This window comes from Salipiger sp. CCB-MM3, from assembly GCF_001687105.1.
Classification (GTDB): domain Bacteria; phylum Pseudomonadota; class Alphaproteobacteria; order Rhodobacterales; family Rhodobacteraceae; genus Salipiger.
Genome location: NZ_CP014596.1, coordinates 805,611 through 819,503, shown reverse-complemented (window position 1 = coordinate 819,503; position 13,893 = coordinate 805,611). Strand labels below are relative to the sequence as shown.

The following is a 13,893-nucleotide window of genomic DNA, read 5'->3' as shown; positions in this document are numbered from 1 at the left end:
TCCGGGGGCATGCATCCGCCCCCGGACGCCGGGCCGCCCGCTCCCCGGCCCGGCCCCTTTTTCCGACGTCTGCAAAGGCTAGCCCATGCGAACCGACACCATCCGCGCCGCCGCCGTCCAGATCGCCCCGGACCTTTCCGGGCGCGCGGGCACGATCGAACGCGTGCTCAACGCGATTGCCGAGGCTGCGGGCAAAGGCGCGCAGTTCATCGTCTTCCCCGAGACCTTCGTGCCCTATTACCCCTATTTCAGCTTCGTGCTGCCGCCCGTTCAGCAGGGCGCGCCGCATCTGGAACTGATGCAGGAGGCCGTGGTTGTCCCCTCGCCCGAGACGCAGGCCGTGGCCGATGCCGCCCGCAAGCGTGGCGTCGTGGTGGTGCTGGGGGTGAACGAGCGCGACCATGGCTCGCTCTACAACACCCAGCTCATCTTTGACGCCGATGGCACGCTGGCGCTGAAACGGCGCAAGATCACCCCCACCTACCATGAGCGCATGGTCTGGGGTCAGGGCGATGGCGCCGGGCTCAAGGTGGTCGACACAAAGGTGGGCCGCGTCGGCGCGCTGGCCTGCTGGGAGCATTACAACCCGCTCGCCCGCTACGCGCTGATGACCCAGCACGAAGAGATTCACGCGGGCCACTACCCCGGCAGCCTCGTGGGCGACATCTTTCGCGACCAGATCGAGGTCACCATGCGCCACCACGCGCTGGAGTCGGGCTGCTTCGTGGTGAATTCCACCGGCTGGCTGACCGAAGAACAGATCGCCCAGATCCACCCCGACCCGAAGCTGCAGAAAGCGATGCGCAGCGGCTGCATGACCTGCATCATCTCGCCCGAGGGCCGTCACCTCGCCGAGCCGCTGACCGAAGGCGAAGGCATCCTGATCGCCGATCTCGACATGAAGCTCGTGGCCAAGCGCAAGCGCATGATGGACAGCGTCGGCCATTACGCACGGCCCGAGCTTTTGTCGCTGGTGCATGACACCCGCCCCGCCGTCACCCGCCACACCTGTGAGGCCGCGCCTATGAGCACTTCTATGGCCGAGCCGGAACCCCTGCCCGAGGAGGGCCGCCCCGATGCTTGATCACGCCCAGCTCATCAACGAGCTTCAGACCCACGGCATGCGCCTCGTCGATCCCCGCGCCGGGCAGGAAAGCCGCCGTGGCGGCGCGGGCCCCTCGGACCACAAGGCGATCACCATCGGCGCGCGCACGGTGATGATCCCGGTCCACACCGCGCCCAGCTTCGACAGCCCCTATCTCGTGTCGGCCCCCGACGACACCGGCGAGGCCCATGTCACCCGCGACGGCGCCGAGGTGGCGACCGTCCGCTTCCCGACCCGCGCAAAGTTCTACCAACTCAAGACCGCGGACGGCATTCCCTACAGCCACATCGCCGCGCTGCATTCCAAAGACGTGCTGGCGACCACGGTGCTGCAGACCTGCATCCGCTACGAGAGCCGCAAGAAGACCTGCCAGTTCTGCTCGATCGGTCAGAGCCTCGCGGCGGGCCGCACCATCGCCCATAAGACGCCCGCGCAGCTTGCCGAGGTTGCCAAGGCGGCGGTGGACCTCGACGGCGTCACCCATATGGTGCTGACGACCGGCACCCCGGCAGGCAAGGACCGCGGCGCCAAGGTGCTCTGCGAGAGCGCCGAGGCGATCAAGGCCGCCGTCGATCTGCCGCTACAAGGCCAATGCGAGCCGCCCGAGAACGATGCGTGGCACCAGCGCATGTATGACGCCGGGATCGACACGCTGGGAATGCATCTCGAAGCGGTCACGCCCGAGGTGCGCGCGCGCATCATGCCCGGCAAAGCCTCGGTGCCGCTGGAGAAATACTTCGCCAGCTTCGAGGCGGCGGTGAGGGTCTTCGGGCGCGGGCAGGTCTCGACCTACATCCTTGCCGGCCTTGGCGACACGCGTGAGGCGATCCTTGAAATGGGCGAAAAGCTCTGCGCCATGGGGGTCTATCCTTTCGTCGTGCCCTTCGTGCCGATCTCGGGCACGCCGCTGGAAAGCCACCCGGCGCCGTCGTCCGAGTTCATGGCCTCGATCCTGCAGCCGCTCGGCCAGATGATCGCCCACGCCGGGATCCGCTCGGCGGACATGAAGGCGGGCTGCGGCAAATGTGGCGCCTGCTCGGCCCTGTCGAGCTATGAGAAACTGAAAGTCCCCACAGAGGGAGCTTCGGCATGATCGAGCTTGAACCGCGCCTGTTCAGCAGCCCGGGCTATTACATCCGCGCCGCCTCGAAACGCTTCGAGGCCGAGGGCGCGGCGGGCCTGCGCCACCGGGTGTTTGTCGAGGAGCAGGGCATTTTCCCCGCCCACGACCGCGACGACATCGACCTTATCGCCACGCATCTGGTGGCGCTCTCGACCTACGCCCATGAGGCCGATCAGGTGGTCGGCACGGTGCGCATCCACGAAGAGGCCCCGCGCCTCTGGTGGGGCTCGCGGCTGGCGGTGGACAGCGATTTCCGCGCCGTTGGGCGGCTCGGGGCCGAACTGATCCGCCTTGCCGTCTGCACCGCCAACGCGCGCGGCTGCGACCGCTTTCTTGCGCATGTGCAGATGCAGAACGTCACGCTCTTCCGCCGGCTGCGCTGGCGCCCGCTGGAAGAGGTGACGATCCACGGCACCCCGCACATGAAGATGGAGGCAGACCTGAGCCACTACCCGCCCTGTGCCGATCCGGTCACCGGCTGGTACCACCGCCCCCGCACCCGCGAGCCACGCAGATGACCGAGAGCGATCTAGACGCGCTGGCCGGACGGCTGCGCGACCACCCCTCGATCCGCTCGAAGCTGGGCATCGCGCGGGCGACGCGGGCGCTCGGCCTCAGTGCCGCCAGCGCCGGCCGCCCCGGCGACGATGCCGCCGCCCTGCCCCGCGACGGCGGCTTTGACCTGCTGGCGGGCGAGGGCTTCATCCCCGCCTTCATCGAGGACGATCCGTGGTTCGCGGGCTGGTGCGCGGTGATGGTGAACCTGTCGGACATCGCGGCCATGGGCGGACGCAGCGCCGCCGTGGTCGATCAGGTCTGGGCGCCAAGCGCCGAGGCCGCCGCCCCGCTGCTGCAGGGCCTGCGCGACGCCTCCGCCGCCTATGGGGTGCCGCTGGTGGGCGGGCACACCAACCTTTCCGCCCCGGCGCTAGGCCTCGCGGCCTCGGTATTTGGCAAGGCGCAGCGGCTGATCACCAGCTTTCACGCCGCGCCCGGCGATCTGCTCATCGCCGCCGTGGACCATCGCGGCAGCTACCGCAACTTCGACAATTTCTGCGCCGCGCTCGACGCGCCGCCCGACCGGCTGCGCCGCGATCTGGACCTGCTGCCGACGCTGGCCGAGGACGAGTTGACCCGCGCCGGAAAGGACATCAGCCAAGGCGGCATCATCGGCACCGCGCTGATGCTGGCGGAATGCTCAAGCGTCGGGATCGACATCGACCTCACCGCCCTAGTCCCGCCGCCCGGCATCGCCGCCGAGCGCTGGCTGCGCAGCTTCCCCAGCTTCGGCTTCCTGCTGTCGGTCGCGCCGGAAAACGCCAACGCCGTCTGCGCCCGCTTTTGCGCGCGCGGCATCGACGCCTGCGCCATCGGGCGCGTCACGGACGGGTCCGCCGTGACCCTCGGCGATGGAACCGGAAGCGCGCTCTTCTGGGACCACGCCCAAACCCCCTATCTCGATCTTGGAGCCTGCCATGCCTGAAACATTCTGGACCGTCCGTTGGCCCGACGGCGCCGAGGAAAAGCTCTACTCCCCCTCCAGCGTCGTCGCAGAGGTCTTCGAGCCCGGCCAGAGCTACCCGGCGGACGACTTCCTGCAACGCGCCCGCATTGCCATGGAGCGCGCCTCGAACCGGGTGCAGCGCAAATATGGGTTTGCCTGCAGTTCGGCCATGGATCAGCTCGACCGGATCGAGGCCAAGCTCGCGACATTCAAGGATCAGGAGGGCGCAGAAATCGCCTGCCTGCACATCTCTCAATGAGGATGGAGACGATGAAAGACACTCAGACCCCGCATATCCCCGTGGTGATCGTCGGCGGCGGGCAGGCAGGCCTGTCGACCGCCTACTGCCTCAAGAAGAAGGGGATCGAGAACATCGTCTTCGAGCGGCACGAGAAGTTTCATTCGTGGCGCAACAGCCGCTGGGACAGCTTCTGCCTCGTCACCCCGAACTGGCAGTGCCGCCTGCCCGATTTCCACTATGACCGCGAGTATGGCGGCACCGATCCGGGCGGCTTTATGCTCAGGGACGAGATCACCGACTACGTCGACGCCTTTGCCGCGATGGCGCAGCCCGACCTGCGCGAGAACGTCGAAGTGACCCGCGTGGCTCCGATCGCGCAGGGCGGCTTCACTGTCGAGACCTCCATCGGCACATGGACTTGCGATCAGGTGGTGATCGCCACCGGCGGCTACGACACGCCGATCGAGCCGCCCTACGCCAAGAACCTCTCGCCCGAGATATTCCAGATGCACTCGGTCGACTACCGCAACGTCGATCAGTTCCCCGAAGGCGGCGTGCTCATCGTCGGCACCGGCCAGTCGGGCGTGCAACTGATGGAGGATTTCTGCCGCGCCGGACGCGACGTCCACCTCGCCGTCGGCCCCGCGCCGCGCAGCCCGCGCAAGTATCGCGGCCGTGATGCCACCGACTGGCTTTATGACGCCGGGCACTATGCGATCACCATCGCCGAGCACCCCGACCCGGTGAAGGCGCTGACCCAGACCAACCACTACATGTCGGGCCGCGACGGCGGCAAAGAGATCGACCTGCGCCGTTTCCACGTCGAGCAAGGCGTCGAGCTTTATGGCTCTCTGGCGGATATGGACGGGACAACCGTCAAGTTCCTGCCCGATCTGACGAAGAACCTGGACGACGCCGATCGCTCCTACGTCGGCATCCGCACCCAGATCGACGCTTACATCGCCCGTGAAGGCATCGACGCGCCGGAGGAGCCGCCCTTCGAGAAGCTATGGGAGCCGGAAGCGGAACGCACCGAGATCGACCTCGCCGAGGCGGGCATCACCTCGGTGCTCTGGGCCATCGGCTTTCGCCCCGATTATGCGTGGATCGAGGCGGATGTCTTCGACGCCCGCGGCAAGCCCGTCTTTGACCGCGGCGTGACCGATCACCCGGGTCTGCATTTCATCGGCCTCGGCTGGCTGAACACTTGGGGCTCGGGACGCTTCCTTGGCATCGAAGAAGACAGCCACCACCTCGCCGAGCAGATCGCCGCACAATTGGCTGGCGTGGCGCAGCGGGTGGCGGGCTGATGCTGGACTCAGAAACCACAGGAGTGGGTGTGCTGACTCGTCAGCGGCTCGGGATGCAGCAGCTTTCACCGCACGGGCTATCCGAAACATGGGCGCTCGGCTTCTGCGGCGACATCCATTGGCAGATGCTTTCGGGGGCGTCGGGACAGGAGAGTTTCGGGTTTCGCGCGGCCGATGGCCTTCCGATCTACGCCGCCTTCTGCGCGACGCGGATCGATCTGACCCCCTCGCAGGGTCTATTGGGTGCCGATCTGACCATCCGATCGCGCCTTGCCAGCTTGGGTGGCACGCGCATTGGCTCGCGCCACGAGTTCCGGCAGGGCAGACAGGTGATAGGCTCGCTGCTGATGCTGTCGACTTTCGTCGCACATGACGAGACCGCCTCCAATCGCCGGATCGTGCGCGCGATGCCGGAGCGCGATTGCGTGCTGCCCGAGGCCGGGATCGCGCTGAAGGAGTTGGATGCGCGAGCCAGGAGCGTCTCGCGCACGCTGCGGGGGCAGCGGGTCGAGGAGGGAGTCGGGATCACGCCGAATCCGAGCTTGGATTTCAACGCTGTCGGGCTGCTCTACTTCGTCAGCTTCACCCGCCTTGTCGAAAGCACTGCGCAGACCGTTGACGGCGTCCGGGCCCGGGAAATCGTCTACCTGGGCAATCTCGATCAAGGCGAGACCGTCAAAGTTCAGCGCAGCGGTACCGAAGCTCTCGTGGCGCGCGAAGACGGCCACATAATCGCCCAGATCGCGGAGGTCAGATAGGAACGATGCCACCGCCGGGTCCGACAAGAACGGACCGAAGCAAATGGCCCTTACTTTCAGATTGGAAGTCCAGGTGACATTGTTCGCTGCATCTAACCCAGCCTCGAAAGATGGCCCTTTTGCCATGCCCGAGACGCTTCGCGTTGCTGCCATACAGTCCGAACCTGCCTGGTTCGACCTCGATGGAACGGTCGACAAGACCGTTGCCGTAGGCGCCGAAGCCGGCGCAAATGGTGCCCATGTAATCGGTTTCCCGAAGACTTGGATGCCCGGTTATCCTTCCCTCTGTGGTTTGGCGATGCGGCCTATCGGAAAGCGTTCATCGTATGCTGTCGGGCCACGTCAAGCACGCTTGGCAGCCCGCAACATCGCCGCGTCGAAGAAGCGGCCCGCAAAGTCGGTATCAGAGTGTCGCTGGGTGTCAGCGAGCGGGACGGCGACGATCTCTTCATGGGCATAGGGGTAATCAACCCGAATGGCGAAACTCTTGTGGTGCGCTGCAAGTCCAAGCCGTCCGGCCGCGAGTGGGATGTCTTTGCTTCTGGGCCGGGCAATGATGTGACAGTTGCCCAGACCCCGGCCGGAAACGTGGGCACCCTACGCAGCAACGAGAACCTGCGCCCGCTGATGAGAGCCGAGCTCTACCAACAAGACATCCAGATCCAATTCTCTTCTTGGCCGCACTTCGGGCTATTCTCAGGCCGGCGCGCCGTGAGTTACGTGCTGGCGGCCGGCGCGTCGGTGGCCATCGAGCGGGTAGCCAAATGCGTTATCATCGCCGCGACGCAGATTGCTTCGCAAGCTTACATCGACGAACTGCAGTTGCCGCCTGGCGCGGATGGCGCGGTTGCCGCAGGTTCTGGACCCAGCCGCATCTTTGAACCCGTGATGGGGGAGGTTATTGGCGGCCTTGCAGACCCGACTTTCGACGGGCTGATCTATGCCGACATCGGCAGAGGTGCGGTCTAGCGGCAACACGCCTACGACCCTGCTCCTGTGACAGTGACCAATACAAAAGCACCCTAGGTTGAGAAAGGCGAGGCTCTCCCCCTGCCATCCACGAAGCTCCTGATGAATCGGGGATAAAATCCCAGGGTGGCGCCGAGCGAGCGCCGCTTTGATCTCCATAGAAATCGAAGGAAAGGCCTCGCTGCCGATCAGGTGCTACGTACGCATCGAGGCTGAGCACCCATCACCACTGCGAACATTAGATTTATTGTATGGATATCCAAGCCTGAAGCGTGCTCAAGAAATGTTGAGCACCCGACTCATTGCCCGAAAAAGTGCCGAAAATATATAGTATAATCATATACTTTGGGCACCCCGATAGCGAACCGAAACAATTGCACGGATTATTATGCATACATTTTGAAATCAATACTTCCTTGCGGAGAGGTCAATGTACGCATATCACGGCCCTATCTTGAAGGCGGCCTACTCACAACCACGCGTATGCTTGGCCGCCCTCGCCCGGCAAATGAGGAACGCGGGTTTCTCAGTGGATGCCGTACCAAACAGGAAGTGAAGGCAAACGATGATCTGGGTCCCCATCATGCTCGGTCTGTTCAAGTTCACCGTGCTAGGTGCAACCTTTGTCCTCTGCATCAGGTCGCAACGCGAGGGAGAGCGAGAGGACAGAGAACGAGAAGAAGCCAGACGGCAGAAGCAGCTCCTTGCCGAACCTGTCGCTACCGCCTCAGACGAGGAATTGAAAGTCGCCGAATGAAGTCATGGGCTTGTCTTCCCTTTGACAAGACCACCGGCAATGGCAGCTGGAGAGGCTCTGCTCGGTCATCTTCATAGACTGACTCGTTATACCGCGGCTGGACCTTCGACGTGCCTTTCGCCGACCTGAAGTAGGCCGCCCGACGGAAAATGCGGCTCCACGCGCTGAGCATGGAGGCCGACCCCTCGGCACCTTCACCCGACGAGGGGCCCAGCTCTATACGGAAGGCGTCGTGCGATTCTGGATCGCCAGCATCACTCGGACCCGTCGCGCCTTCTCATCAGACCGCGCACGGCCGGTTTTTCATAACTCTTTGACCCGATGGCGCTGGTTATTCCGGGATCGCTGAGCGTGATGTGCGCCTGCACGTTGCAGTCGCCGCTCCATTGATCCCGCCCGGATCGCAGCGAAAGACCACCGACACATCTCATAACCAGCATACATGAATAAGGGGCCCGCCAGAGACGGGCCCAGTCCAGGATCAGTGGGTCAGGCCGCTGCCACCAACGGCGAGGATGTTGTAGGGCACCCCCTCGACCGGGATCGTCGCCGTTTCTTCAAGGCTTGCGGGGTCGACCAGCCGCACCATTCCCTCAAACGGATCGGTGAGCGCGATGCGGTCTCCCGCCACGGCCAGGCGCGGACGTGGATCGCGCCAGTGCCCATCCATCGAGTAAGGCTGCGTGATGCCGGCCGACCCCTCGATTTGCGCCGAGAGCATGTTCAGCCGGCTCAGCGTGCCATCCTCGGTGAGGAGGTAGGCGTATTGCGGCTTGGCCGGATCAAGCACAAAATCGACACGGCGGAACGGCAGCTCGACGCGGGTAAAATAGGGCGCCGTGGTCGGGTCGATGATCACCACCGAGTCCCGGCCATAGTCGCCGAGGAAGATCTGCATCGCCGCCGAGCCGAGCAACGTGCCGGTCTTTTCCTCGGGGAAGCTCTCGGGATAGGGCAGCATGGTGAACTCCGCAGCGTCCCCGGCTTCGGTGACAGCGATCACCCCCTCCTTGCAGCCGGCCAGAAGGTAGCTTCCCGAGAACGCCTCGCCGTGCAGGTCGGTGCAGGTCTGGACCTCGCCGATCTGCGCGCCGTCGTCGTCATAGGCGGCAATGCCGACACGCGGTGGCGCGCTGTCTTCTTCCACTGGCGCGTCAGAGGCGACGGAACTGATGATCACCTCCCCCAGCGGCGCGGCAAAACCATGGTGCGCGCGGTTCTGCGTGAATTCCGTAGCCTCGAGCATACCACCCTGCAGCGCGCCTTCGCCGAGGAAAGAGACATAGCCGCCGCGGTCGAAGTTGATCGCGGACTCGTGGCCATGGGTCACCACGTGGAAAGGCCGCGGCCCGGTCAGATGCGCGTCGAACGCCTTGGGGTCGCTGATCTCGATGTCAGCATGGTCGCCATGCCCCTCGAGCGCGATGCCGCTACGCAGGAAATCCACCCGATCGTTGTCGGATTGCACGGCGATGACAGCCTGCCCCGAGGGCGAGGCATAAAGCTTTGACGGCCCGGCAAACTCGAAGCTCCAGCGGCTTTCCGGCGCGTCGCGGTCGAGCGCCGTCACCTTGCCATCCGCCTGATCGGCAACGAAAAGCCGCCATGCGGTGCGGTCCTCGTCGGCGCTGGCCCCCTGCCCTGCGGCAAGCGCCAGCAGCGCCACGGCACCTTGTGCCATGCGTGTCCTCAGCATGATAGAAATCCTTCCTTGTGTCCTCAGGTTGCTGGGCGCTCCCGTGCCGTCTCCGGCGTCTGCCCATGAAATCCGGGTTGCGGGCGCCCTGCGGTCTCCTTAGTGTGTAATGATATAACATTGCAATATAACAAACGGAGACTTTGATGCCTGCCAAGGATACGCGCCTGCCCGTCACCGTCCTGTCGGGATTTCTGGGAGCCGGGAAGACCACGCTGCTGAACGACGTGCTCAACAACCGCGAAGGCCGCCGCGTCGCGGTCATCGTCAACGACATGTCCGAGGTCAACATCGACGCCGATCTGGTGCGCGAGGGAGGCGCCGATCTGAGCCATACCGAAGAGAAGCTGGTCGAAATGAGCAACGGCTGCATCTGCTGCACCCTGCGCGACGATCTGCTGCTGGAGGTGCGCCGCCTCGCCGATGAGGGCCGCTTTGACTACCTGCTGATCGAGGGCACCGGCATCGCCGAGCCGCTGCCCGTGGCCGCGACCTTCGATTTCCGCGACGAGTTCGGCGAAAGCCTGTCGGACATCGCCCGGCTCGACACGATGGTCACCGTGGTCGACACGGTGAACCTGCTGAAGGACTATTCCAGCCACGACTTCATCCGCGACCGCGGCGAGAGCCTTGGCGACGAGGATGACCGCACATTGGTCGATCTTTTGGTCGACCAGATCGAGTTCGCCGATGTGGTGGTGCTCAACAAAGTCAGTGACGCGGGCCCCGAGCGGATGGATGCCGCGCGCAAGATCGTCGTCTCGCTCAACCCCGATGCGCAGATCGTCGAGACCGATTACGGCAAAGTCGCCTCTGATCGCATCATGGGCACCGGGCTTTTCGATTTCGACAAGGCGCATCTGCACCCGATGTGGGCCAAGGAGCTTTACGGCTTTGCCGACCACGTGCCCGAGACCGAGGAATACGGCGTCTCGTCCTTTGTCTACCGGGCGCGGCGGCCGTTCCACCCGCAGAAGATCCACGATGTTCTGAACGGAGACCTACCGGGCGTGATCCGCGCCAAGGGGCATTTCTGGATCGCCACCCGCCCCGATTGGTTGGCCGAATACTCGCTGGCCGGAGCGCTGAGCAGCGTCAAGCCGATGGGCATGTGGTGGGCCACGGTGCCGCAGGAGCGCTGGCCCGATCATCCGCAGGCGGTGGCCTATCTCAAGCAGCACTGGCGCGAGCCCTTTGGCGACCGGCGGCAGGAGCTGGTGTTCATCGGCTCCGGCATGGACAAGGCGGCGATCTGCACGGCGCTCGATGCCGCGCTGGTGGGGGACGAGGCCAGCTTCGCGCCACAGCAATGGCAGGACCTGTCCGACCCCTTCCCCGGCTGGCGGCGCGCGCCGCAGGCGGCGTGATGCTGGACCTCGCCAGAGGCGCAGCGGCCTGCGATGTGATCGAGGGCGGCTCGGTGGAGGTCCTGCGCGACCTGCACCGGCCCGGCTGCGCCGCCGCGATCTGGCAGCGCCGGCTGCCGCCGCTGTTCAGCCAGTGGCTCGACGCTTTACCCGACGGCTGCCTTCCCAGGCTGCGCTCCGGCGTTCCGCTGCACGGCGTAGCGAACCTAGTGCAAGATACCTGCCGCGCGGCCTTCAGCGGGGCGGACGCTGGGCAAGCGCTTCTGGCGCAGGACGTCGCCCGGCTTGCCGCCGAATTCTCGCGCATCGCCGGGAAGGATGCGCTGCAGATCAGGCTCGACGTGGTGCGCGGCAATGCCTGTAGCAAGTTCCATGTGGACTACGTGCCCGCCCGGCTGCTCTGCACCTACCGCGGCGCGGGCACGCAATACGGGCTTGCCAGCGAGACGGGAGAGCCGGCGCAAGTGCAGCAGATGCAGGCGGGCTGGGTCGGCCTGTTCCGCGGGCGGCTCTGGCCCGGCGACCTGCCCTGCGGGCTGCTGCACCGCTCGCCGCCCATCGCTGGCAGCGGCGAGACCCGGCTACTGTTGGTGATCGACGCGGCGCAGGACTCCGACGACTGATCGCCACGGCCCCGCCGCCGTTCCAGGGCGGCGGGGTCTAACGTTGCAGCGACGGCAAGCCCCGTCTCAGTCGGTGCCACAGCCGGTCTCCGAAAGGTTTGCCGCTGTTCTGCGCATCTGTGCATAGCGCTGCTCGAAATCCTGCGCGATATCCTCGACGCAGATCGCGGCGAACTCGGCGAGCAGGCGCTTTTCTGCCTCGAGCAGCGTGGCATCGAGCCGCGCATCCACCGCCTTTTCCACCAGGCATTCCGCTGGCTCCGCCTCCGATCCGATGTTGAACAGCGGCGGCTGGCCCACGGCCTCATAGACATCGCGCAGGGTGATCTCGGCCAGCGGGCGGGCCAGTTGCCAGCCGCCGCCATGGCCCTTTTCCGAGGTGACCAGCCCGCGTTCCCGCAGCCCCGCCATCATCCGGCGCACCACAACTGCATTGGTCGACAGCATGCGCGCGATCTGTTCAGAGGTCGCGCGGCCCACATGCCGGTCCATGTGAATGAGCACGTGAAGCATGCGGGACATGCGCAGATCGCGGGGCATCGGCGGGGTTCCTGTTGGTGGTGCCCCCTCCTATCAGGCATCACGCAACAATGAAAGTTTCATGTGTTGCTCGCCTCGTGAAAATCACGTAACACAACAAAGTACATTACAGGGTGCAACAAGGAACGGATCCCAATGGACTTCGACGTGATCATCGTCGGCGGCAGTTTCGCTGGCCTCTCCGCCGCCATGCAGCTGGCCCGCGCCCGCAAGGACGTTCTGGTGCTCGACACCGGCCAGCCGCGCAATCGCTTCGCCGCAACCTCGCACGGCTTTCCCGGGCAGGACGGGCAGACGCCCGCCGAGATCAAGGAGCAGCTGCAGGCAGAGCTTTGCGCCTACCCGACGGTCAGCGTGCGGCAGGCAGGGGCCCGCCGCGCCGAACGTACCGGCGCGGGATTCGCGCTTGCCCTCGACGACGGCAACCGGGTCACAGGCCGCCGGCTCGTGCTGGCCTACGGCATGCGCGACAGCCTGCCCGACCTGCCTGGCCTGCGGGATCGCTGGGGCGCCACCGTGCTGCATTGCCCCTATTGCCATGGCTATGAGCTCGGCCAGCAGCCGGTCGGGGTTCTGGCTCTGAGCGAATTAGCGGTGCATCAAGCGATGCTGCTGCCCGACTGGGGACCGACCACGCTGTTCACGCAGGACACGCTGGCGCTTACGCCCGAGCAGCGCTCGGCGCTGCAGGCCCGTGGTGTCAGCATCGAGGACACCCCGGTCACCGAGCTGCTGGGGGATGCCCCCGCGCTGAGTGGCGTGCGCCTCGCCGATGGCTGTGAGGTTCCGCTCGCGGGGCTCTTCCTCGCCCCCCGCACGAGCCCGGCTTGCGATCTGGCCGATCAGCTCGGCTGCGCCTTTGAGGACGGGCCGACCGGTCCCTATATCGCGGTCGACGCGATGAAGGTTACTTCGGTCCCCGGGGTCTTCGCCGCCGGAGACCTTGCAAGCCCGGTGCCCAATGCGACGCTTGCCGCCGCTGCGGGGGTGCTTACCGGCGGCTCGGCGCATCGCTCTCTGATCTTCGATCACGACCTCAGCAGCCAGAGCTGAGCGGCGCTGGCGCCGGTCGAGGACAACGTGATCGTCCGGCTGAGCCCGGCTCAGCGCCGGCCCTTCAGCCCGGCGCTCGTGACCGACAGCATGAAGAGGATCGCCACCACGCAGACGATGGTCGGCCCGGTCGGCGTGTCGAGGTGGTAGGATGCCTCGATCCCGCCGATCACCGAACCGCCGGCGATCACCACCGAAAGGCCAGCCATCACCTCGGGGGTACGGCTGAACGGGCGCGCGGTGGCGGCCGGAATGATCAGCATGGCGGTGATCAGCAGCGCCCCCACCACCTTGATCGCCACTGCCACGGTGATCGCCAGCCCCAGCGTCAGCACCAGTTGCTCGCGCCGCGGATCGATACCTTCGGCGCGGGCGAGATCGGGATTGAGCGTGGCGGTCAGTAGCCCCGACCAGCGCCAGCCCACCAGCCCCAGCACCAGCGCCGCGCCGCCCCAGATCACCGCAAGGTCGGCGGGCATCACCGCGAGGATATCGCCGAAGAGATAGGCCATCAGATCAATCCTGATGCCGCTGAGGAAAGAGGCCGCCACCAGCCCGAAGGCCAACGCCGAATGCGCCAGCACGCCCAGCATCGTGTCCATCGCAAAGCCGCGCCCGCTCAGCGATGAGACAGTGAAGGCCATGGCGAGCGCCACCGCCAGCACCCCCGCGAAGATCGACACCGAAAAGGTCAGCGACAGCGCCACGCCGAGGATCGCCGCATGCGCGGTGGCGTCGCCGAAATAGGCCATGCGGCGCCAGACCACGAAGCAGCCAAGAGGCGCTGCGGCCAGTGCAAGCCCAAGGCCCGCCAGCACGGCGCGCAGGATGAAATCGTCAAACATGG

General features: G+C 65.6%; 14 protein-coding genes and 1 pseudogene. 12 read left to right on the top strand and 3 right to left on the bottom strand.

The window, feature by feature from the left end; all coding sequences use genetic code 11:
* Positions 1–85 precede the first annotated feature (85 nt).
* The 9 genes and pseudogenes from AYJ57_RS17515 to AYJ57_RS17480 all read left to right on the top strand — a co-directional run bounded on the left by AYJ57_RS17515 (position 86) and on the right by AYJ57_RS17480 (position 7,010).
* Entirely contained in the window at positions 86–1,084 is a 999-nt protein-coding gene (locus AYJ57_RS17515; RefSeq protein WP_066108975.1) for a Nit6803 family nitrilase, read from the top strand.
* Positions 1,077–2,198, top strand: coding sequence for an MSMEG_0568 family radical SAM protein (locus tag AYJ57_RS17510; RefSeq protein WP_066108972.1), 1,122 nt, complete (start codon positions 1,077–1,079; stop codon positions 2,196–2,198). Before AYJ57_RS17515 ends, AYJ57_RS17510 begins: the two co-directional genes overlap by 8 nt.
* On the top strand, positions 2,195–2,746 hold the full coding sequence (locus AYJ57_RS17505; RefSeq protein ID WP_066108969.1) for an MSMEG_0567/Sll0786 family nitrogen starvation N-acetyltransferase: 552 nt from the start codon (positions 2,195–2,197) through the stop codon (positions 2,744–2,746). The genes AYJ57_RS17510 and AYJ57_RS17505 overlap by 4 nt, the downstream gene beginning before the upstream one ends.
* Positions 2,743–3,711 (top strand): sll0787 family AIR synthase-like protein, encoded by a 969-nt coding sequence (locus tag AYJ57_RS17500; RefSeq protein WP_066108967.1) that lies wholly within the window; start codon positions 2,743–2,745, stop codon positions 3,709–3,711. The genes AYJ57_RS17505 and AYJ57_RS17500 overlap by 4 nt, the downstream gene beginning before the upstream one ends.
* On the top strand, positions 3,704–3,991 hold the full coding sequence (locus tag AYJ57_RS17495) for an MSMEG_0570 family nitrogen starvation response protein (RefSeq protein ID WP_066108963.1): 288 nt from the start codon (positions 3,704–3,706) through the stop codon (positions 3,989–3,991). The genes AYJ57_RS17500 and AYJ57_RS17495 overlap by 8 nt, the downstream gene beginning before the upstream one ends.
* A gap of 11 nt (positions 3,992–4,002) precedes the next feature.
* Entirely contained in the window at positions 4,003–5,283 is a 1,281-nt protein-coding gene (locus AYJ57_RS17490; protein WP_066110433.1) for an MSMEG_0569 family flavin-dependent oxidoreductase, read from the top strand.
* Positions 5,283–6,041, top strand: coding sequence for a Pnap_2097 family protein (locus AYJ57_RS17485; protein WP_066108960.1), 759 nt, complete (start codon positions 5,283–5,285; stop codon positions 6,039–6,041). Before AYJ57_RS17490 ends, AYJ57_RS17485 begins: the two co-directional genes overlap by 1 nt.
* A gap of 43 nt (positions 6,042–6,084) precedes the next feature.
* A pseudogene (locus AYJ57_RS26645) lies at positions 6,085–6,276 on the top strand (hypothetical protein); the annotation flags it as partial.
* A gap of 26 nt (positions 6,277–6,302) precedes the next feature.
* Positions 6,303–7,010 carry a nitrilase-related carbon-nitrogen hydrolase gene (locus AYJ57_RS17480; RefSeq protein WP_157374231.1) on the top strand — a complete coding sequence of 236 codons (708 nt, stop codon included), beginning with the start codon at positions 6,303–6,305 and terminating at the stop codon, positions 7,008–7,010.
* Positions 7,011–8,248: 1,238 nt separating this feature from the next.
* On the opposite strand, the gene AYJ57_RS17470 is transcribed toward AYJ57_RS17480, so the two are convergent.
* The gene (locus AYJ57_RS17470; protein ID WP_066108951.1) at positions 8,249–9,463 is read right to left on the bottom strand and encodes a metallochaperone AztD; all 1,215 of its coding nucleotides are present in this window, start codon (positions 9,461–9,463) and stop codon (positions 8,249–8,251) included.
* Positions 9,464–9,609: 146 nt separating this feature from the next.
* Here AYJ57_RS17470 and zigA point away from each other — a divergent pair, with 146 nt between their 5' ends.
* Positions 9,610–10,830, top strand: a complete 1,221-nt coding sequence (gene zigA, locus AYJ57_RS17465) for a zinc metallochaperone GTPase ZigA (RefSeq protein ID WP_066108948.1) — start codon at positions 9,610–9,612, stop codon at positions 10,828–10,830.
* Positions 10,830–11,453, top strand: a complete 624-nt coding sequence (locus AYJ57_RS17460; RefSeq protein WP_066108945.1) for a DUF1826 domain-containing protein — start codon at positions 10,830–10,832, stop codon at positions 11,451–11,453. Before zigA ends, AYJ57_RS17460 begins: the two co-directional genes overlap by 1 nt.
* Before the next feature lie 66 nt (positions 11,454–11,519).
* Here the strand turns inward: AYJ57_RS17460 and AYJ57_RS17455 are convergent, their stop codons facing one another.
* Positions 11,520–11,993, bottom strand: a complete 474-nt coding sequence (locus tag AYJ57_RS17455; protein WP_066108942.1) for an RrF2 family transcriptional regulator — start codon at positions 11,991–11,993, stop codon at positions 11,520–11,522.
* A gap of 135 nt (positions 11,994–12,128) precedes the next feature.
* Between AYJ57_RS17455 and AYJ57_RS17450 the strand changes: the two genes are divergently transcribed.
* Positions 12,129–13,046: an NAD(P)/FAD-dependent oxidoreductase gene (locus AYJ57_RS17450; protein ID WP_066108939.1), complete on the top strand. Its 918-nt coding sequence runs from the start codon at positions 12,129–12,131 to the stop codon at positions 13,044–13,046.
* Positions 13,047–13,096: 50 nt separating this feature from the next.
* On the opposite strand, the gene AYJ57_RS17445 is transcribed toward AYJ57_RS17450, so the two are convergent.
* Complete coding sequence (locus AYJ57_RS17445) at positions 13,097–13,891, bottom strand: metal ABC transporter permease (protein ID WP_066110431.1); 795 nt, start codon at positions 13,889–13,891, stop codon at positions 13,097–13,099.
* Between the last annotated feature and the right edge of the window lie 2 nt (positions 13,892–13,893).

Coding starts and splice junctions, on each gene's coding strand:
- AYJ57_RS17495 (WP_066108963.1), top strand. CDS start 3,704: ATGCCTGAAACATTCTGGACCGTCCGTTGGCCCGACGGCGCCGAGGAA.
- AYJ57_RS17485 (WP_066108960.1), top strand. CDS start 5,283: ATGCTGGACTCAGAAACCACAGGAGTGGGTGTGCTGACTCGTCAGCGG.
- AYJ57_RS17450 (WP_066108939.1), top strand. CDS start 12,129: ATGGACTTCGACGTGATCATCGTCGGCGGCAGTTTCGCTGGCCTCTCC.
- AYJ57_RS17505 (WP_066108969.1), top strand. CDS start 2,195: ATGATCGAGCTTGAACCGCGCCTGTTCAGCAGCCCGGGCTATTACATC.
- AYJ57_RS17515 (WP_066108975.1), top strand. CDS start 86: ATGCGAACCGACACCATCCGCGCCGCCGCCGTCCAGATCGCCCCGGAC.
- AYJ57_RS17500 (WP_066108967.1), top strand. CDS start 2,743: ATGACCGAGAGCGATCTAGACGCGCTGGCCGGACGGCTGCGCGACCAC.
- AYJ57_RS17460 (WP_066108945.1), top strand. CDS start 10,830: ATGCTGGACCTCGCCAGAGGCGCAGCGGCCTGCGATGTGATCGAGGGC.
- AYJ57_RS17445 (WP_066110431.1), bottom strand. CDS start 13,891: ATGTTTGACGATTTCATCCTGCGCGCCGTGCTGGCGGGCCTTGGGCTT.
- zigA (WP_066108948.1), top strand. CDS start 9,610: ATGCCTGCCAAGGATACGCGCCTGCCCGTCACCGTCCTGTCGGGATTT.
- AYJ57_RS17510 (WP_066108972.1), top strand. CDS start 1,077: ATGCTTGATCACGCCCAGCTCATCAACGAGCTTCAGACCCACGGCATG.
- AYJ57_RS17455 (WP_066108942.1), bottom strand. CDS start 11,993: ATGCCCCGCGATCTGCGCATGTCCCGCATGCTTCACGTGCTCATTCAC.
- AYJ57_RS17470 (WP_066108951.1), bottom strand. CDS start 9,463: ATGCTGAGGACACGCATGGCACAAGGTGCCGTGGCGCTGCTGGCGCTT.
- AYJ57_RS17490 (WP_066110433.1), top strand. CDS start 4,003: ATGAAAGACACTCAGACCCCGCATATCCCCGTGGTGATCGTCGGCGGC.